Origin of the sequence: Pedobacter immunditicola, from assembly GCF_037482985.1 — a bacterium.
GTDB lineage: Bacteria > Bacteroidota > Bacteroidia > Sphingobacteriales > Sphingobacteriaceae > Pedobacter > Pedobacter immunditicola.
In genome coordinates, this window is sequence record NZ_JBBHKC010000011.1 from 13,956 (window position 1) to 33,464 (window position 19,509).

14 protein-coding genes are annotated in these 19,509 nt (G+C 40.8%); 1 reads left to right on the forward strand and 13 read right to left on the reverse strand.

Annotation, left to right across the window (positions count from 1 at the left end):
- Window positions 1-44: 44 nt before the first annotated feature.
- From WG905_RS17490 to WG905_RS17505, 4 genes are all read right to left on the reverse strand, one after another.
- A complete protein-coding gene (locus tag WG905_RS17490; RefSeq protein ID WP_339593048.1) occupies window positions 45-1,172 on the reverse strand; it encodes an amidohydrolase family protein in 1,128 nt (375 codons plus the stop codon).
- Window positions 1,173-1,232: 60 nt separating this feature from the next.
- Window positions 1,233-2,468, reverse strand: coding sequence for an acyltransferase family protein (locus WG905_RS17495; RefSeq protein ID WP_339593049.1), 1,236 nt, complete (start codon window positions 2,466-2,468; stop codon window positions 1,233-1,235).
- Window positions 2,469-2,693: 225 nt separating this feature from the next.
- Entirely contained in the window at window positions 2,694-3,905 is a 1,212-nt protein-coding gene (gene hmpA / locus WG905_RS17500) for an NO-inducible flavohemoprotein (protein WP_339593050.1), read from the reverse strand.
- A 324-nt stretch (window positions 3,906-4,229) separates the two neighbouring features.
- Window positions 4,230-5,183, reverse strand: a complete 954-nt coding sequence (locus WG905_RS17505) for a fasciclin domain-containing protein (RefSeq protein WP_339593051.1) — start codon at window positions 5,181-5,183, stop codon at window positions 4,230-4,232.
- A 151-nt stretch (window positions 5,184-5,334) separates the two neighbouring features.
- Here WG905_RS17505 and WG905_RS17510 point away from each other — a divergent pair, with 151 nt between their 5' ends.
- Window positions 5,335-5,949, forward strand: coding sequence for a MarR family winged helix-turn-helix transcriptional regulator (locus tag WG905_RS17510; RefSeq protein ID WP_339593052.1), 615 nt, complete (start codon window positions 5,335-5,337; stop codon window positions 5,947-5,949).
- 87 nt (window positions 5,950-6,036) lie between these two features.
- Here the strand turns inward: WG905_RS17510 and WG905_RS17515 are convergent, their stop codons facing one another.
- The 9 genes from WG905_RS17515 to WG905_RS17555 all read right to left on the reverse strand — a co-directional run bounded on the left by WG905_RS17515 (window position 6,037) and on the right by WG905_RS17555 (window position 19,503).
- Window positions 6,037-7,215, reverse strand: coding sequence for a n-acyl-d-glucosamine 2-epimerase (locus WG905_RS17515; RefSeq protein WP_339593053.1), 1,179 nt, complete (start codon window positions 7,213-7,215; stop codon window positions 6,037-6,039).
- A gap of 16 nt (window positions 7,216-7,231) precedes the next feature.
- Window positions 7,232-8,161 carry a DUF4434 domain-containing protein gene (locus tag WG905_RS17520; RefSeq protein ID WP_339593054.1) on the reverse strand — a complete coding sequence of 310 codons (930 nt, stop codon included), beginning with the start codon at window positions 8,159-8,161 and terminating at the stop codon, window positions 7,232-7,234.
- Window positions 8,158-8,844, reverse strand: coding sequence for a GDSL-type esterase/lipase family protein (locus WG905_RS17525; protein WP_339593055.1), 687 nt, complete (start codon window positions 8,842-8,844; stop codon window positions 8,158-8,160). Before WG905_RS17525 ends, WG905_RS17520 begins: the two co-directional genes overlap by 4 nt.
- A gap of 1 nt (window position 8,845) precedes the next feature.
- Window positions 8,846-9,529, reverse strand: a complete 684-nt coding sequence (locus WG905_RS17530) for a GDSL-type esterase/lipase family protein (protein ID WP_339593056.1) — start codon at window positions 9,527-9,529, stop codon at window positions 8,846-8,848.
- 13 nt (window positions 9,530-9,542) lie between these two features.
- Window positions 9,543-11,381, reverse strand: a complete 1,839-nt coding sequence (locus WG905_RS17535; protein ID WP_339593057.1) for a sodium:solute symporter family protein — start codon at window positions 11,379-11,381, stop codon at window positions 9,543-9,545.
- Window positions 11,382-11,414: 33 nt separating this feature from the next.
- A complete protein-coding gene (locus WG905_RS17540; RefSeq protein WP_339593058.1) occupies window positions 11,415-12,818 on the reverse strand; it encodes a family 10 glycosylhydrolase in 1,404 nt (467 codons plus the stop codon).
- A 70-nt stretch (window positions 12,819-12,888) separates the two neighbouring features.
- Window positions 12,889-14,568, reverse strand: a complete 1,680-nt coding sequence (locus tag WG905_RS17545; protein WP_339593059.1) for a DUF5018 domain-containing protein — start codon at window positions 14,566-14,568, stop codon at window positions 12,889-12,891.
- 27 nt (window positions 14,569-14,595) lie between these two features.
- Window positions 14,596-16,299: a RagB/SusD family nutrient uptake outer membrane protein gene (locus WG905_RS17550; protein WP_339593060.1), complete on the reverse strand. Its 1,704-nt coding sequence runs from the start codon at window positions 16,297-16,299 to the stop codon at window positions 14,596-14,598.
- A 9-nt stretch (window positions 16,300-16,308) separates the two neighbouring features.
- Complete coding sequence (locus WG905_RS17555) at window positions 16,309-19,503, reverse strand: SusC/RagA family TonB-linked outer membrane protein (protein WP_339593061.1); 3,195 nt, start codon at window positions 19,501-19,503, stop codon at window positions 16,309-16,311.
- Window positions 19,504-19,509: the final 6 nt, after the last annotated feature.

Genomic DNA, 19,509 nt, shown 5'->3' on the forward strand with positions numbered 1-19,509 from the left:
GGGAATCAGAAGCTTCATGCAATTTAATTGAATGGGAACTTTTGTTATATCCCAGGAAACCACTTTTCGGCGTTAAGATGATAAATTTTATCTATCACTACCTTCGGCAATTTCAAACCTCTAAATTCTCCATCAAAACTTTCTCCACGCATCAGGTGGTCCGTAGCAAAAAATTCCCAGTCTGACAGCCTTGTTTGGTGAGCGCTTTCATTCACTTTCTCAAAATCTGATTTCACATCCACTCCATGATCAGTTGCGTAGATGAGCCTGTCTTGATATTTAACCATAAAGTCATAAACTTTTTGATGGTTTTCAACAGCTTGAAATTGTAAATGAGGGATTCGGGCAGCCATATCTACAGCCATACGAGGAAATTTATCCAGCCGTTTCGCTAATTCATCTACGTTCCACTCCAAACTTCCCAGGTGGGCACCAACAAATCTTAAGTTGGGGTGTTTGGAAAGCATGCGATCACGCGCATCAACCTCCTCTTCATAAGATGGATTTTGAGGGAATTTGTACATGTGATATTTGGGATTATTCGTAAAATAGCGTTGATCATTGGTTATGGTCATTTGTTCAACCGGCAGCCAGGCATTACGAGGTTCTCCCAGATGTCCAATTAGGGTGATGTTGTTCTTTTCAATGAAATCAATAACAGGATCAAACCGGGGGTCATCGATCATCACGAACTTCCCGTTTTTATCCTTTAATTCCATTCCGATATTTTTCCATATTTTAACCGCAATGCTTCCCATTTTAAAAGAATCTTCTAAATAAGCAAGTGTTTGAGCCTGCCATTGGTCAGTATCCCAATTATCCAGGTTAAAAGCAGTGGAAAATGCCACACGATCTGGAAAAGCTTTCTCAAGACTTTGTGCAATACTGCGTTGTTCTTCAATACCGGGGTAAGCTGCATTCTGATTGACATCAACGTTTACGGTTAACAAGCGAAAATTATCTTCTCGAGCCTGTTTGATAAAGGTGGAATCAAAAACATTAAGATGAACATGGGTATCGTATTTTTCAACTGATTTAAAATCTTCCATGCTATAAAATCCAATCTTTTGATCTTCATCAGCAGATGCATTACTTTTTACCTGCGTACAACTTTGCAAAAAAAAGCCCAGTAGGCCTAAGCACACGTACGTTAATTTAATTTGTTGTTTCATCAGCATATACGGTTTAAGGGGTTATAAAACTATATAAGTATTGTTTAACAGCACAGATGTTTAGATTTTAATAAAGATCTTTCTTTTATACATCCAATATAAAATCAACCATTCAAAGAGCAGTACCAGTCCCCCGGCAACTATTGTCATATATGCACCACCAAAAACCTGATCAAAACCAGGCCCCAAATGAATATAAAGAGACTTTCTAATAAATGTGGCTATGCCACCATCTGCAATTACATAAGCGGCAATTGAATTGACACCGATCACCATTAAAAAGAAGGACCATTTTTTTTTACCCTTTACATCTATTACAGTATAAAAAAACGCCAGCATCAGAAAGCAAATCCCAGCACTGAATATTGTCCATGCAGGTGTCCAGATCCGCTTTACAATGGGATTGATTCCTGTTACATGCAATAAGATTCCAAACAGAATTAAACTAATGCCGATCAGTAGAAAAGACTTGATCTTCGCTGTTGGTATTTTTGAAGAGTGAAGGATTTGACCAGCGAAAAGACCTAAAATCATGGTGCCCAATGTTGGTATAAAACTTAGTGTGGAATATCCGCCTGAATTATTAAGAAAAAAGTCCGTACGAGGAAAAAGATTTAAAAACCAGCTGTCAAAAGCCCAGGCGATGTTGGTATTCTTGTTCCAATGTGCAGCAAAGCCTTGCAAATTATGCTCCCAATTTGCTGGAACGCCGGCAGCAGCATAATTGAATCCTGCACCTGGAAGTGGATAAGCAGCGAAAGCCAACCAATATCCGAATAAAATAATAACCAGCGCAGCAATTTGAATACGTTGTGAATAAAAGCCAAGGAGCACTAAAAAAGTATAGCCTAAACCAATTTGTGTTAATGTATCTTCGAAAGTAAAGTTTGTCTGACTGGCCGACATCGATCGGAGGAAGATCCCCAAGAAAATTAAAATAACGGAACGTTTGATGGTATGAATCAAAAGACTTTTAAATGTGGCACCGTTATTTTTTCGGCTTGTCATGCTAAAAGGCAATACTACCCCAACCAAAAATGTAAAAGAGGGCTGAATAAGGTCATGTAAGCTTAACCAGGTCCAGGGTACATGGCTTTGATTAAACGATAGAAATTGCCAGAATGAGCTATTTGGTAATCCTTGGCTTACCCTAGCAAGAGAAAGCACTTCTGCCATCATTAAAAGCATCACAAAACCGCGATATACATCAACTGAAGCAACTCTTCCTGTTGGTAAAGGAGGATTGATAATTGGCGCTGGAGCAGGTTTTTCAAAAGTAACAGATGAATTTTTCATAATCCTGGATTACTCTCCAAGATACAATTTGTTGCCTATCTTAGTTAATTTAAGTAGAAATTTATTGTTACTTTTTCACAGCCTTACTCCATCGCTCCCTGTTCATGTTGTTGATTGAAATTCATGATCAAAATGTGAGGAAAATTTTAGCGAATTCCGCTCAAGCGTATTTATTAAATGAGAAGGCAAAACAGCAAATGTAGATCGAATAATTTAGCGAGCTATTTAAGTGAGTTGAATCACAGACGGGCCAAATTCTTCGAAGAAAATAGCATCTCTTTCAATACCCATAGCTCTTAAATCCCCGTACTGCTTGCGAATAAAAGCTGCAGGTCCGCAGATATAATACCTGGCATCTGGTTGGTCTGTCGGCAAAGTTATTTTATGTAGATCAAGAAATCCTTCCAAAACCCCTTCCTGCCTGTCCAATGCAGTTGTTTCATCATAGAAAATATGCTGAACGATATTGTCATGCTTAGCGATCACATCATCGACTTGCGCCTTAAAGGCATGTACTGATCGGTTTCTGCAACCATGTAACCAGGTAATCGGGTAAGAAAAATCCCTTTCGAGCAACTCTTGGAGCATGCTGACGAATGGTGTTAAACCCACACCACCGCTGATTAATACCATCGGCGCGGCAAGGTCTTCGGGAAGCAAGAAATCGCCGGCAGGCGCGGAAAGGTTTATCATATCACCTACATTAACCATTTCATGGAGGTGATTACTGATTAGGCCATTGGTATCAAGATCAGTACCTTTTTGCGCTTTTACCGAAATTCTATAATAATCATGCCCAGGAACACTTGAAACGCTGTATTGGCGGGCCTGATACAAGTTCATTTCCGATAAAAATACTTTGACGCTAATATATTGTCCTGGTGTATGCGCCATGACTTTTCCGCCGTCAGCAGGATAAAGGTAAAAAGAGGTGATTTCCGCAGACTCTTTCACTTTTTCCTTCACTAAGAAAGGCCGCCAGCTAGTCCATCCATGTTCTTTGGCGGTTTTTTCTTCATACAGGTTTGCTTCGTGACCAGACATCAGGTTTGCCAGTTGGTGATAAGCGGCGGTCCAGGCATCTATAATTTCTGGTGTCGCTGCATCGCCTAACACCTCCTGTATGGAAGCGATCAAATGATTTCCGACGATTTGGTATTGTTCGGGCCTGATGTCTAAGCTCACATGTTTGTGGCCTATTCTATCTACAACAGGCATGAGCACACTTGGATTGGCGATGTTTTCTGCATAAGCTAAAACAGCCATCGCTAATGCAGTCTGCTGTTTTCCGCTTTGCTGGTTACCCATGTTGAATAGGTTCTTAAGTTCAGGATGCTGTGTAAACATTCTGTTGTAGAAGTACTTCGTTAACAACACGCCATTTTCCTTAAGAACCGGCACTGTTGCACTGATCCATTGTTTTTGTTCACTGGTCATGATCGTATATTAAAAAATTCACCTTTTATGAGGTCATTTTTTTTCAGTCTGGTAATCCCCACATTCAAATCACCATAACAATTGGCAATTGAAGTTGTTGTAGCATTTTCAATTTATTACGAATGCCTGCAAGATTTTGGCAGAAAATGGGCTGGAGCATCAAAATATACTTCGTATAGATCAACCTCAAAATCAATGCTATTAAACGACTAAAATGAACGCCTTGGCTAAGATCAGTCTGGCTTTTTTATATACAGGCACCTATAAAATAAAGCGACTGCTAGTATATCTAACAGTCACTTTAATTAAATGATATACGGAGTCTTAAGGCAATAAAACCTGGTCAATCACGTGAATCACACCATTGGTAGTGACTATATTGGCAGGCAAAATAACTGACGCAGTTGCATTTTTATTTCCTTTAACTTTTGCACCACCGGTTAAAGTAATATTAACAGTGGCTCCATTTACAGTAGCAGGCTTAGCTCCTTCGGTTAAATCACTTGAGAATACGCGTGATGCGATAACATGATAGGTAAGTATGCTTGTCAACGCCGCAGGTTCAGCAGCTTGAATTGCAGCAATATCGGCAAAACCTGCATTAATAAAAGCTTGGTTAGTTGGTGCAAATACTGTTAACGGGCCTGCACCTGATAGCACTTGAGCAACATTAGTACTACCCTGACTTGCTCTTAACACAGCTGCCACTAAAAAGCTAAAGTTTGGGTTTGCTTGCGCTACTTCAACTATGTTTCCAGCTGGCGGCATTAAGATAGAATTGATAACATGGATTACACCATTACTCGCCATGATATCGGCTTGACTTACGCTGGCTCCGTTTACAAAAACTCCTGTAGAATTTTTAGTGATAAAAACATCAAGGTCTGCCGCAGTTTTTACTGAAGTATTATTAGCAGTTGCAATTGCAGACGACGGTACCCGCTGACCTAAAACATGATAGAGCAAAATCTTTTTTAACGTTTCAACAGGAACGGCTTTAATTTTAGCATCAGTATCCAGGCCTGCAGCTATTAACGCTTCGTTGGTAGGTGCAAACACAGTGAAAGGACCATTCGCCGCCAATACATCAATTAGGCCTGCTTCACTAAGCGCGGCTTTTAGCAGGGAGAAATTGCTGTTGCTATTTACAATTTCTACAATAGTTTTATCTTGTATCATTTCTTCCTGATCCTTTTTACAAGAACTAAATAACACAGTCGCTACCAGAGCGAAAATCATAGCAGGCTTTTTAATGAGGTTAGTGGTTAGCTTTTTCATAATATTAGTGTTTAAATACACTAATAATCTCCAAATATTATGCCACTAAGTGTAATATTGTACTAAATTCGGAAGCAATAAATGTTTATAAACACTAATTAGTACAAATTAGTACTAAATTGTATATTTGCGTATAAATAAAACTTAGCTGATGTATTACGAATTAATTACCGACTTGGTGACTCTGGTAAAAGTTTATGACAAAGAATCTAATCATAACGGTCAGGATGTACATTTATTCGTACAATGGCTAAACGAATATCACCAGAAACAAGGACATTCCACGATTATTGAACCTGAATGGGAAGGAAAATCAAAGGGACGTTCGGCTGAGAGTGTAATCAACACCTCGTTGGTGCATTTGTATAGGTATGCAAAACTACACGCAAAGGCCGCAATTGCAAACACCTCATTTTCTACACCCGATGATTTTATCTATTTAATTAGCTTGGTGTCCTACGGAAGTATGACTAAAACCGCATTGATTAAATTAAATGTACATGAAAAATCTGCAGGGATACAAATTATTAATAGATTAATCAACAGTGGTTTAGTTGAACAGTCTGCAACGGATAGCGATAAACGCAACAGAATGATTCAAATTACTGCAAAAGGAACGCAGCTTTTAACTGAAAGCATGCAGAATATTAAAAAAGCTTCCATAAATGTAACAGAACCACTGTCGTATCATGAAAAAATGGATTTGATCAGACTGCTTCAAAAACTGGAAAACTTTCATGAATTGAAATTACGAGGAGAACTGTAGTTTTTTAGACTTGGGTTTTGGCAATAGCTTAACAGTGAAAATAAAAGGTTGTATCATTTTGTCAACGATACAACCTTTTATTTGATTTTATAAAGCGATCGACGCCTTTTCTTTTACATCCTGTAGTGTTTGGTACACTTGAAAAAGTGCACGGGGCACATGGAAACAACATTTCCACTTCCCGCCCTTCAGCGGTAACAGCACCTCGCCCTGCCTGTTCAAATAACCATACCATTCCCCATATTCCGCATCTTTAAAATGTTGCCAGGTATACTCGTGTAGTTTTTCAAACCATATCTCGCAGGCTACATTTCCTGTTAGCGCATAGCCCTTTGCCATACAAACCAATGCCTCGAGGTGTACCCACCAAAGCTTTTGATCCCATTCAAGTTGCTGCACGGGCTTATTTTTAATGTCCATAAAATAATAGATCCCGCCGTACTCTTCATCCCATCCATGGTTTAAACTGTTTAAGGCTATAGTAGTTGCTCTTTCAACCAGTTTCTGATCTTTTATACGCACGCCCAGATCCATCATAAACCACATGGCTTCAATTGCATGTCCAGGGTTTAACAATCTTCCTTCGAAGGAGTCCGAAAAAGAACCATCAAGGTTCACATTTTCAAGGATCAATCCGCTTTCGGCATGATAAAACACTTCCATCACTTCATGGATGACGTCTTTAAGCAGGTTATCGACCAGTGTTTTATCGACGAGATGTTCCATTTCCAGGGCCAGATTACTCAGAATCATCGGCAAAGCAAAGTTTTTCAGGTCCCTTGTACCTGGGACTGCTTTGCTGTATTTCCCTTTAGGATTTTCGCGCCTTTTTAGAATGTTATGAAAAGTTGATACAGCCAGAGTCGCATATTTTTGATTGGCATCCGCTTTATAGAGTGCGGCGAAGGCCATGCATGCAAAGCAATCAGAAAAGATGTTATAAGGTTGAACAATAGGCCTTCCCTGTTTATTTAGCGAAAAATACCAGTTTCCCTCACTATCGCGGCCATAGCGCTCCATGAATTCAGCTCCATGCTTGGCCATTTCTAACCATTCAGTTCGCGCTTCCCATTTGTGGTAAAAAGTAGCAAAAGTCCAAACCTCCCTACCCTGCAACCACATGAACTTATCTGTATCGAAAACATTTCCAAACCGGTCGAGGCAATTGAAATAACCTCCGTCAACTTCATCTTTCGAATGTTCCATCCAAAAGGGCATGATATTCTCCCTAAGTTCCTGCTCATAAATTTTACTGTATTTCTTCATTTCTGCATTCAAATTATTAGCCTTTTATGTATTCCTTATATCTGTTGAATAAATGTCCTGCCTGAAGGTAGGATGACTGAGGGCTCATGAAGTGAGAAAACTCAAACGTAATCGCCTTATCATATCCAGCCCTTTGTGCCGCTTCCAATTTCAGTCTCAACTTTTCGAATTTGATGGGCAGGAATTTAATGGGCATATCCCTATCAAAGCTCTCTGCGTTTGTCCAGCACTGTAAACTGTATTGATCAGCCATCCGTTTGTTGACTGCAAAAAAGTCATCCAGTTCATGATAGTCGATATGGCCATCCTGGAAGGCAACAGCATCTATTGCTCCACTAATTCCGTCGAAAATCTCTCCCCACTCCCGTTCATGCTCCCTGATAGAAACGGCATCTTGTTTAGTGAGCTGCGCTGATGCAGCCATGACAGCTTTCTTGCCATCTATCCATGGTGAAATCAAAGTCGGCAAACCACCGCTTACCTCTTTACATTGCATCCCCAGGGTTCTAAAGGCATCAATAGCACCTTTGGTCTTTCTGCTAATTTCCATGCTGAGGTACCAGCCGCCGAAGCTTTTGTAGCTTCCGTACTTTTGCCATACCTCATCAATTACATAGCGGTTGGCATCAATCTCATGCTGAAGATTTCCGGTGTCCCAGTATTCACCACTATCGTACAAGCCAAAGAAGAACTTTAAGCCATGTTTATCGGAAAGCTGTAAAAAGAGTTCTACAAGATCTACTGATGGTTGGTAACATCCGTACTTATTCTTCAGATAGACAGATGGATAAGTAAGAAATTTCCTATAGCCGCTTCTAATCATAATGACCGTGTCAATGCCGACAGATTTCATATGGGCGAAATCATTATCCCACTCTTCCGCACCCCAGTTCTGATGCGGAATATCGTGGGAAATTTCGTCTAGAAAAGTTCCTGTAATTTTCATAAATACTTGTTTGTTTTTAAGTACTCTACCCAAACTGCATAGGCGGCCGGCTTAAGATGTATTCCGTCTATCGTAAATTCAGGCTTTAGCTTATTGTTACCTTCATTGAACACATCATAGATATTAAGGTAGTTTAAGTCATATTTTGCAGCAAGCGCCTTTAACTTCGTATTGAGTTCTATAACAAGATGTCCCTTGTTTTTAAGATATGCAGCACTGAGTATATCTTCATTCATAGGCAGCACACTTTGCACGTATAAAGTTGTTTTTGGTGAACCTTTTTGGAAACGCTGAATAATTTCTTCATAGTTATCCGCAATCACCTCTACGGGCAGCCCTCTTCCGATATCATTGATTCCGATTAAAAGAAACACCTTTTGAGGTTGGCTCGCAATGATGGGCCTTATTCTGGCGAGAACACCGAAAGTATTGTCACCGCCAATCCCCCTGTTTACAATCAATTTTCCTGGTAGGAGCTCATGCCACATCCCGCGTTCGGTGATGCTATTTCCCAGAAAGACTATTGACTTCTTAATTTGCGGCAGTGTAGAAAAAAGTTCCATTCTACCCTTATAATAGGTGTTATTATAGCTACTATCAATTTTTACTTTTTGGGCCTGAACTACACCAGCCGATAACAAACCGGTAATAGCCAGTACCCCGCCAATGGTTTTAATTTTCATTTTATAAATATTTTTTTTGTTTTAAATAATCCGCCCATAACATATATGCTAGAGGTTGCAGGTGCAGACCGTCTGTAGAGAGTTCTTTAATCAATTGACCATTCTTATCAACAAACACATCCTTGTAAAGGTCTACATAGGGCAACTTGTACTTTTCAGACAAATCTTTAAGCAATTCATTCAGACTGATAATTTTATGGTTTCTGATATTGTCATAAATGGCAGCAAGCATAGGTTCATTCACTGGAAGTATTGTTTGCAAGTACAATTTTGACTTCGGTGCGTGTTTCCTTATTTTAAGAATGATCCGCTCATAATTCTCAGCAATGACTGTCAAAGGCGTTCCTCGTTTGATATCATTGACACCAATAACCAGGAAAATTTTTGATGGTTTTAGCATTAAAATCTCATCAAGCCTGTGAAAAATCCCAAATGAGTTATCTCCACTTATTCCACGATTAATTACACCTGGCATGGCAGTCACTTCCTGCCAGTCGCCTACTTCTGTAATGCTGTTCCCTAAAAATACAATGGCATTTTTTTGTGGAGGAAGCTGTTTGAAGTAATCAAGTCTTTTAACATAATATCCATTTGCATAACTGGTATCGGTGCTATGTTTATCTTGAGCAGACAGCATTAATGGCAAGCTGACGAGCGCCAACAAGGCATATTTCGTTTTCATCATTAAATCTAATCGTTTAAAAGTTTTCATCCGCTTCAGGCAGTCTGTTCCACCAGTATTTCTTTAGAAGGAAACTTGTAAAAATCAAAACTGCGCACCATATTACCATCGATGTATTTTCCCTGATCATAAAATAGATTGGAATAACTACTTGTGCCATCTGCCAGACAATTCCTACTACGATATTGAACATATCACGGCCCAGGTCTTTATTTGGTTTAAACGAAGGATTTTCCATCATTACCTCACGCTTAATCGGGCCCCAAAACCCCCATGGACGTGTTTTTCTATAAAACTCTTTTACTGCCTCCCGATTATCTAACGGTGCCATGTAAGTGCCCATAATACAACCAATAGCAGAAAAAAGCAGGATAACCGGAAAAATATAAATGTCTACAATATCCGGAAAGAAAAACAACTTGACAGTTGAAGCGATCAGCCCAAAGAGCATTCCCCAAAAATAACCAGTGCCTGTAAAACGCCACCACACCCACTTGAGCAAGTTTGCAGCTACATACCCGCCATAAAGGGCGGATGTAAGCCATAAAGTAAGCTTAGTTAAAGATGAAGCATTAAATCCGAAAATGATACCAATAACCACCAGCACAATTGAAGAGATTACACTTAACTGGATGTATTTTGCATTGGAAGCATGGGGATTAATGTATTTTTTATAGATATCATTCACAATGTAAGCAGGTGCTGCGTTGACGAATGCTGAAAATGTACCCATAAATGCAGCTAGAAAACCTGCAAGCAGAAGTCCTTTTAATCCTACTGGAACAAATCGGTTGATCGCTAAAGGCAACACCTTTTCAAAATCAATGTTTTCGCCCATTAATCCCATCTCCGGACCAAGGTATACTAAGCCAAGAACAGCAAAAGAAGCGACCATTAGATAGCGTGGAATATACATAACAAAAATACTACTAATACTCATTTTTGCGGCATCCGATGGTGTGCGTGCTGCTAATACCCGCTGCATATCATAACTCGGCACAGGGCCAGCGATTGATGCGAAAATACCTTTGAAGAGCATCATCATAAACAGCAAGCCAAAAAATCCAAATCCGTCGCTTTCGATTTTATTGTTCACATTGGGTAGTTGGGTAGAACTCCAGTCGAGGTCGAGTTTCCAACTAAAAAGCATGTCGCCCCAACCTTCTGGTACCGCTGCCATTACCTGTTCAGCGGTAACACTGGTATAGGCGATATACCCTATCGCGAAACAGGAAATGGTCATAATGACAAATTGTATAACCTCAGTTGCTACAACACTGTACATGCCCCCCTTTACAGTATAAGCAGTAGTAAGCGTGCAAATAATCAGTGCGTAGGCATGCTCAGAACTTAACTGGTAACCGCCAATATTGGCACTTAAATCCCATGGAAGAATCGCCGTACAATATTTACCGATGCCTTCAAAGAAATATGCAATAAACCCGATCACACTGATCACCGCAAAAATGACAATGATAATCTGTGAAAGTTTCGCCCCCCTGCCATTTCCAAACCTGAATGTCATCCATTGCGCTCCAGTCATTACACCGGATCTCCGCATCCATATGGCGAGGTAAACAAAAATAAAGACCTGATTCCATACTGGCCAGAGCCAGGGTAGCCATACACTCTTTAAACCGTACACGAACAAGATGCTCACTGTCCACATTGTCCCAGATATGTCAAACATCCCCGACGCATTACTCACGCCGAGGTAATACCATTTCATCTTATTCCCACCGAGGAAATAAGAGTCCAGATCATTGTTTGACTGCCTGGCTATGTATATACCCAGTGCAACAATACCGACAACATATGCCAGAATGATTCCAATATCAAGTAGACTTAACTCCATTTTTTAATATAAAAATTACATGATTTCATTGTCCTATTTCTTCAAGCCCTCTCTTAGCGCATTCCAAAGTGGTTGTTTCAAACGGTTATATTGTGGGGCGTAGACATGAACAACATCGAATAACATCACGCCTCCTGAAGCATTTGACTTGATGTATTGTATAGTTTTGCTAATTGACTGCTGGTCTGGCCAATCTACATTCCCCATATCGATACTGCCATATAAGGGCATTTTATTCTTGGTGATATACTTGGTCCCCTTTAAAGACCCTTCAACACTCCACCAATGATAAGCTAAATTGGCACTTGCCGGATTGTCTTTAATCATCAGTTGTGTAAAATAGTTCCCCGTCATCAATAGGTCCAGCTGTTCGGCATAGCCCGTTTTGTTGTAATCCGGATATGACCAGTCAAAGCGAAGTTCGGTATCATTAAAAGGATCAAACTCCTGACTTGCCCAGTTTACGCCAACCTGGTAATAGGTAGTATACCATGCACCGACATACACTCCAAACTTAGCAGCTGGCTTTACGCTTTTTACTGCAGCCTTTGCTTTGACGAAAAAGTCATGAATAACGGTAGCCCTATATAACAGCCAGCGTTTATAATATTTTCCAGTTGCATTTGGTACAACTTGTCCACTCACCACTTTCCAGCTCGTTACGATGTCTGAAGGAAAGCTCATTCTTTTCGCTTCAGAATCGCCATACTTCTGTTCAAGAAATTTTATAAAATCATTCTTACTGAAATCAGAAAAATCGGCATTTATGTCAGTATAACGGGCATAATCAAGGATCAAACCGTCTACCTCATACTTAGTCAGGATCTCTTTGATTATGTTTAGAGCCCTTTCCTGCACTTGTGGAATAGCAGGATTAACGAAACCATTTTTACCAGTGGAAACAATTGGCACACGCTTGCCGCTTTCATTCATGACCACCGACTGGTACTGATCACGCCAGATAGGGTCTTCATAGACTTTCCCCTTATTAGCAGAACCTTCCACAAACGTGATAATGGAGGCGTATACTTTCAGGTTTCGTTTCTTTGCCGCCGCGATCATGAAACCAACATAATCCACACCGGGCGTAAATGTCTTCCCATCCATTGACGTCACCTGAGTTGAATATTCACTTGGATACATCGTATATCCGGTAGACATTTTCACATCCAATACCAGACCTGTTACGCCAACACTCTTTAAAGTGTCCAGCGTGAGACTGATTTTTGCCGTATCATTGAAACGGCCATAAGTTCCAAAAACATTTGAGCGTGCATCCACCCAGGCAATTGCCTCCCCTCTGCGCGTGGTGGTGTCAATTAAAATAGGCGGTTCTACGGGACCAGTTGGATCCTCAACGTTTGATTTCTTGCAGGCCGACAAGAAAATCGGGCCAGCAAGAAGGAACACAAATAGTGTATATATTATATTTTTCATGAGTCTATTTTTTAAAAGTTGATAAAACCATCATAAGTAGTAAGCTTACGACGGTTTTATAGTCTTAATGCTAAGGGGTGTACTTAGTGAATTCATGCGCCATGATACCTCCGTTTGTGAGAAGCATATATACCTGCATTCTTTCTTTATCAGCTGATAATGCAACACAAACATCTCCTGTACCGTTGCCGTTGGTGGTAGCACCCAAAAACTCTTCGGAATTGTAAATATTGAAGGTTGAATAACGTGGATCTGTGGCAGAAAGGTTGATTTTTGAACTCTCGGTTACATCGAACAGACCAAGAACTGCATTATTGTAACTATAACTTTTCACAAATTTTTGTACAGCCAAGTATTTCGCACCGTTAAATTCTATATAATCGGTGGCAAAGTGGAATATTCCGAACACTGCCGCTTCATTTGCGAAACCAATGGTACGTTCGTGACTGACCCCGTTTACATGACCTATTTCGAACTGGTAATTGATGAAATAGTTGGTATTTGCAGCGGTTGAAGTAGGCTGTGCATCTGCATTGTAGCCCATAAATGTAGCTGCTCCGCCGACTAAAGACTTGTAGTTAATGATTTCCGGTGTATTGCTTACCAGTGTTCCGTTTACAATTCTCCATTTATAGATCACCGCAGACTGACCTGCAGCAGACATGATCACCGCATCTTTTTCAACGTCACCATAGATATTTAAGCGCCTTCCAACTCCCCCATCGCCAGTGATACCGGCTGGATTATTGTTGGTCCAGTCGAACAATTTTACAGGAGTTGCATCAATATTACTCCATTTGTAAGCAATAAATTTACCGTTTTTAGCACCGTATGTGGTACCGATAAGGTTACCAGAAGCATCGTTAACGACCTGGAATGCAAGTGCACTAAATGGCAAGGCCAGATTTTTAATGTAAGCACCAGTATGTCGGTTATACACTCTGTAGGCTGCTGGATTAGTCCTAACTACAGTTACCAGGTAATCTCCTGTCACGGCTAAGGAAGTTTCCATATTGGCTGTAAAGCCAAGTTCTGCTGCTGTTTTAAGCCATATTCTACGATTAATTCCGACACCATAATCAAGCTTCACAGGCTCAGTGGCGATCAATGCATATGTTTTTTTAACGCCATCGACCCCAGTAATAGTTAAGGGAACACTTTGGCTCAGGTTAATCGTTGTGCCATTGGGGATTGAACTGTTGGAATGATTGTTAATTTGAAGGTTTAGCTTCACTGAAGAAACATCAGTGCCAGGCAAAATATAAAACAGAATTTCTGCTCCTTTAATTACCGCTTCAATTTGCTGACTACCTGTGCCATTTTGAATAACCACATTAGCGCTAGTTACAGATACGTCACCAATTTTTTTGGACACAACGACATAAGATTTTGTATCGCCTGATCCTGAGGTAATATTAAGAACGAAGGGTTTCGACACGTCCTGTATGGTTCCGAGTGCGGGTGTCACGATGGCATCAGAAGGAACAGTTGACCGAAGAATGATTTTGGAAAGATCCACCTCATGCTCAGAATCTACAGGATAATAATAAGGAATATCAAAATAAATGGTATCCTTATTTGCACTAAATCGAGGCTCAAACAGGCGACTGCTGCCCATACCTTCGAGTGTGCCATAAATGTCGGCCAGTTCGCTACTGGTGTTTCGCACCGCCTCGTCCGCTTTTTTGCAAGCGCCCAAAGAGAGGCAAAGGGACACGATGAATAGATATACTAATGATAAATTTTTCATATTAAAATTTAAGGTGATGAATTAATACTACCATCCTTTGATTTGAGTTATTGCGTTATTTCTAAGAGTTTCATCCAGTGGAATCGGGATATAATATAAGGCAGGTGTAAACTGGCGATTTGCATTATCAACAGAAATAGTAGAGTAAGAAGTCGAAGCCCCACTTGGCACACCTCTGTGGCCTGTAAAACGTTTGTTATTTAACACGATATGCGCCTTTCTCCACCTTCTTAAGTCCCAATACCGATGCCCTTCAAAGGCCAGTTCAACAATGCGCTCATGCTCAATAGCGACCATCATCTCGGCCGGGCTTTGGGAAGGTGTATTAGGAAGCCCTCTTTTCGCTCTGAGTGCGTTCAATGAAGCTTTAGCGCCAGTGATATCGTTGATTTTTGTTTTCGCTTCCGCATCAATCAGCAAAATTTCGGCAAAACGCATTTCTATCCAACTTTGGTCACTTTTATTCACAACCATATTAGTGTTAAGCTGATCAAGAAATTTCTTAGCATAGTAGCCGCTAACTGTTCGCTTCGGATCGCTGGAGGCACCATATTCTATTATCCCTTCAACAACATCGCCAGTAGTGGTATTCAATGTTCTGCCCTTCCATGAGGATCCATTATGAAGGATCGTTGCATTGAAGCGGCTTTCCCGGTTAGCATAGGGATTAGCAGCCATGGTCGAATTTGCCCAAGAGAACTTCGAACCATCGGCCATTTCAAATTCGTTAACCAATTCTGCCGTAGGTACGCCATATACCAATACCTGACCAGGAGCATCCTTTGGCGGTGCAAAACCAAGGTCATATTGATGGGTTAACTGCGGTCGCTGGTAGTCGATCTTAAATATCGCTTCCTTTGTCGTTTTCTTCGTGAAAATCGATGCAAAATCAGCTTCAAGTTCATATAAGCCCTCTGCAGCAAGTTTCTTCACCTCTTCAGCAGCATGGGATGCATTCGTATAATACTCAGTGGCTTTAGCAGCCGGAACTCCCGTAAGTTCATCAGTATTGAACTGTTTCTTATCATATTCAGCAATGGAAGCGGCGTATAACCATGTACGCGCTAACATCCCGTAGGCCGCCCCCTTGGTAGCCCTGCCAGAATTGGTGGCATCCCATGTTTTTGGAAGATACTGAGCCGCAAAAGCAAAATCAGCTGCAATAAAGTTCCAGCAATCATCTTCACTTGCCCGGGGATTGTCTTTTTCAGCCGTAAGTTTATCTAATAGTACCACACTTCCATGAAGTTTGACCAGCCAGAAGTATACATATCCACGTATGAAACGTGCTTCAGCTTCAAACATCCTTTTGGAATTTTCATCAAGACCTTGCGCTTGTTTATCTAAGCCTTCCAGAAATTCATTAAGTCTCCTGATACGGGCATAACCAGTCCCCCAATAGTTCAACTGTGGGCCTGCAGCACTTACCCTTGATGCATCCGTTGCAAGGATATTTACGGTTCCATTTCCAGAAACACCTGAAGTATATTTCATGAGATCAGTCAGGGCATCTGTTGCATTGTCATAACCAATAGGAAAAGTCCCAAACTTAAAAATATTAAACTCATTGTACATTCCAAGTATATACAACCGTACGTTTGCAGGGTTTTGGTATACGGCAACATCTGTGTACCTGTCGAGCGGGTCCACATCTACTTTACAGCCAGTCAGCGCTAAAACAGCACCCACCATCAGGAAAGATTTTTTTATTAGTTTTATTTGAAATTTCATTGCTGCAGATTAAAATGTTACGTTAATTCCACCAGAAATCATTTTCTGTTGTGGATAAAATCCATTATTTACATTCGGCATTTCGGGATCGAGGTACTTTAGTTTATCCCAGGTGAAAAGGTTATATCCTGATACATAAAAGCGAACCCTTTCGATCTTATTGTTAAATGCACTCTTTGGAAGTGTATAACCAAGCTGCACACTTTTCAATCTGAGATAACCATTGTTAACAATGAAACCCGAGTTTGCATTTGCGTTGTGCGGAGAGAGTGCGACACCACCAGATGTCAACCTCGGATAGGTGGCATTTGGATTATCAGGCGTCCATGATTGTTGTACCAGGTAGTAAGGCGAGTTGCCATACCCATAGAAAGTTTTGGTAAAAGGACTATTATCCTCAATGCCTGAAGTACCAGAAGACCCCTCATATACACCTCCTAAGGCAATACTTGAAAGTGCTGCTCCCTGGAATAAAGCTGAAAAGTCGAAACCCGCAAAGTCGGCCTGAAGGTTAAGTCCGTACATAATTTCCGGTAAATTACTTCTACCTACAAAAGTCATATCAGCATCGCGGGTGATGCGGCCATCGCCATTCAGGTCTTTATACTTAAAGAATCCTGGTGCTATAAAACCACTACTCGGTGAAGAACCATTTCTTGCTTCTTCCCAATTTTGATAAAAGCCGTCGACCACAAAGCCCATTTTCTGTCCGATAGGATTACCCGTTGTTTTTTGCCAGGCCGGAAGATTCTGATTTTCATTAATTTTAATAACCTTGTTTCTTGCCCAGTTGAAATTACCCGTAACCGAATAATTAAACTTGCCAATGTTATTTCTGTGCCTGATTTGCAGGTCCACACCTCTATTGTCGGTAATTCCGTCGTTAAATGAAGAAGGATAATAACCACCAATCGATGCGGGATACAATGAGCCTCTACCAGTTAAGATATTGGTGACAACTTTATAGAAAAAGTCTACATCTATGCCTAATTTTCCGTTCCACAATTCAGTCTCAAGTCCGATGTTTGTCACATGGTGGCGTTCCCAGGTGATATCTCTGTTAGGAGGACTTAATGTATATAATGCTGAAACAGGCACTCCACCAATGATCGCGACAGGGCTGTCTGTTAACCCGAAGCTAGGGAGGTAGGCAAAAGCTGTTGGTGTACCGTCTTTACCAAGTACCCCATGAGAAGCCTTTAGTTTCAAGAAGGTTACGGTTTCTTTTAGGCCACTAAAGAAACCTTCTTCACTGGCAATCCACCCTAAACCTGCACCTGGAAAGTAGCCCCATCGGCCTTCTTCAGGAAAATTAATGGAAGCATCCGCACGTAAAGCAGCTTCAAACAAATATTTTCCTTTATAACTGTAGTTGAATCTTCCTACATATCCTTGTCTGGCTGTTTCGCCGCTCGAACCCGTAGGGCTTATAAAATCTTGAGTGGCGTTGCTACCAAAATTAATATCTTGTAACTCACCTATAGCAAAGTTCCTGGCACCGGTTGAGAATAGATTATTTTTATACTTAGACCATTCATATAATGCAAGTACTGTTAAACTATGGTCTTTAAATGTTCTGTTATAGTTCAAACTTGGTTGAAATGACAACCTGTTGTTCTGAGAATAACTTTGTCTCAGCGTATTTACAGTTATTCCCGGAGGGTTAGCCACCATGGTAAAATTACCGGTCGTCTGTCCACGTCCTCTTCCCATCAAAGCATATGGTGTTGTCCAACCTTTGTTCTCCGTAGCGTTTTTATCAAAGGAGGATAATACTTTTGCACTTAAACCATCTATCCAGGGCACTTTAATATTTACCGTTAAAGTACTCTGAAAAGCAGTTGTTTCACCATTCTGGTAACCGGATTGATTTACAGATGCAAGAGGATTAACATAACCAGCATTACTGTTATAAGCAGTAGGTAATCCATTTTCTGCATACATCGGCATATTCGGCAACGTTCTTACCGCCTGATAAAAGGGATTCATGTAAGATGTATTGTCAGGTGAGATACCGGGTGTATTGGTACGTTGCAATCTTCCTCCCAGGTCAAGGGACACAGAAAGCACACTGTTTAACTCTGCATCAACATTGGTCCTAAGATTATAACGTTTGAAGCCTGTATTAGCTACAATTCCATCCTGATCCAGGTAACCAACGTTAGAAAAATACTTGACTTTTTCACTGCCACCACGAACAGTTACACTGTGGCTTTGTGATTTACTGGATTTGCCTAACAATTCACCCACCCAATCTGTATTACCAAAAAGTGGATTTGTATTGGTGCCATTATTTAGGGCATCAATCTGTCCCTGATTATAGGTGAGTGGTACAGGATCCTGATTGGTATTCATTCTGTAATCATTATCCAGGGTCTCGGCTCTGGAAAACCAATCCATATAGTCGGGACCATTTAAAAACTCGGGGAATCTGGTATTGGAGTTGACAGTTAAAGCCCCGTCATACGATACTTTTGGTGCTTGTGCTTTCCCTCTTTTTGTGGTAACCAAAATTACACCGTTTGCAGCTTGCAGCCCATACACAGCAGCTGATAATGCATCTTTCAGAACAGAGATACTTTCAATTTCGTTAGGATCCAGTTGAGAGAAAGGTCTTTCCACACCATCAACAATCACCGTTGGGCCCTGGCCACCTGAATAGGTAGAAGTACCTCTCACACGAATCGTCGCGTCATCCGCTCCTGGACGGCCCGACTGTTGCAATGTAGTGATACCAGGTAAACGACCGGCTAACATGTTGGTAATATTCATTGTTGGCGCCTGTTTTAAATCTGCGCTGGTGATCTGTGCCACAGAGCCAATTACGTTAGATTTTTTCTGGGTTCCATACCCCACTACAATGACTTCGCTGAGCTGTGAATTCGACTCTTTTAAAACAACATTAACATTTGGTCCAGTGGTTGTTACTTCTTGAGTTTCATACCCGATATAAGAAAATACCAGGGTTTGTTTGCCTGCATCAAGCGACAGCGAAAATTTACCTTCAGCATTGGTTACTGTTCTTTTGTCGGAGTTCACCACTCTTACAGAAACACCAGGAACACCAGTCCTGCTGTTGTCGGTTACTGTTCCTGTAATGATTCTGGACTGCGCAAAGCCAGCGATGCTAGAACATAGCATACAAAACATCATAGATAATACTATCCAGGGATGCTTTTCTTTTTTGGTAAAGAATTTCATCATAATTGG

Bases quoted from the DNA above. Each gene is read 5' to 3' on its own strand.
- WG905_RS17490 (WP_339593048.1), bottom strand. From the start codon at position 1,172: ATGAAACAACAAATTAAATTAACGTACGTGTGCTTAGGCCTACTGGGC.
- WG905_RS17495 (WP_339593049.1), bottom strand. From the start codon at position 2,468: ATGAAAAATTCATCTGTTACTTTTGAAAAACCTGCTCCAGCGCCAATT.
- hmpA (WP_339593050.1), bottom strand. From the start codon at position 3,905: ATGACCAGTGAACAAAAACAATGGATCAGTGCAACAGTGCCGGTTCTT.
- WG905_RS17505 (WP_339593051.1), bottom strand. From the start codon at position 5,183: ATGAAAAAGCTAACCACTAACCTCATTAAAAAGCCTGCTATGATTTTC.
- WG905_RS17510 (WP_339593052.1), top strand. From the start codon at position 5,335: ATGTATTACGAATTAATTACCGACTTGGTGACTCTGGTAAAAGTTTAT.
- WG905_RS17515 (WP_339593053.1), bottom strand. From the start codon at position 7,215: ATGAAGAAATACAGTAAAATTTATGAGCAGGAACTTAGGGAGAATATC.
- WG905_RS17520 (WP_339593054.1), bottom strand. From the start codon at position 8,161: ATGAAAATTACAGGAACTTTTCTAGACGAAATTTCCCACGATATTCCG.
- WG905_RS17525 (WP_339593055.1), bottom strand. From the start codon at position 8,844: ATGAAAATTAAAACCATTGGCGGGGTACTGGCTATTACCGGTTTGTTA.
- WG905_RS17530 (WP_339593056.1), bottom strand. From the start codon at position 9,529: ATGATGAAAACGAAATATGCCTTGTTGGCGCTCGTCAGCTTGCCATTA.
- WG905_RS17535 (WP_339593057.1), bottom strand. From the start codon at position 11,381: ATGGAGTTAAGTCTACTTGATATTGGAATCATTCTGGCATATGTTGTC.
- WG905_RS17540 (WP_339593058.1), bottom strand. From the start codon at position 12,818: ATGAAAAATATAATATATACACTATTTGTGTTCCTTCTTGCTGGCCCG.
- WG905_RS17545 (WP_339593059.1), bottom strand. From the start codon at position 14,568: ATGAAAAATTTATCATTAGTATATCTATTCATCGTGTCCCTTTGCCTC.
- WG905_RS17550 (WP_339593060.1), bottom strand. From the start codon at position 16,299: ATGAAATTTCAAATAAAACTAATAAAAAAATCTTTCCTGATGGTGGGT.
- WG905_RS17555 (WP_339593061.1), bottom strand. From the start codon at position 19,503: ATGATGAAATTCTTTACCAAAAAAGAAAAGCATCCCTGGATAGTATTA.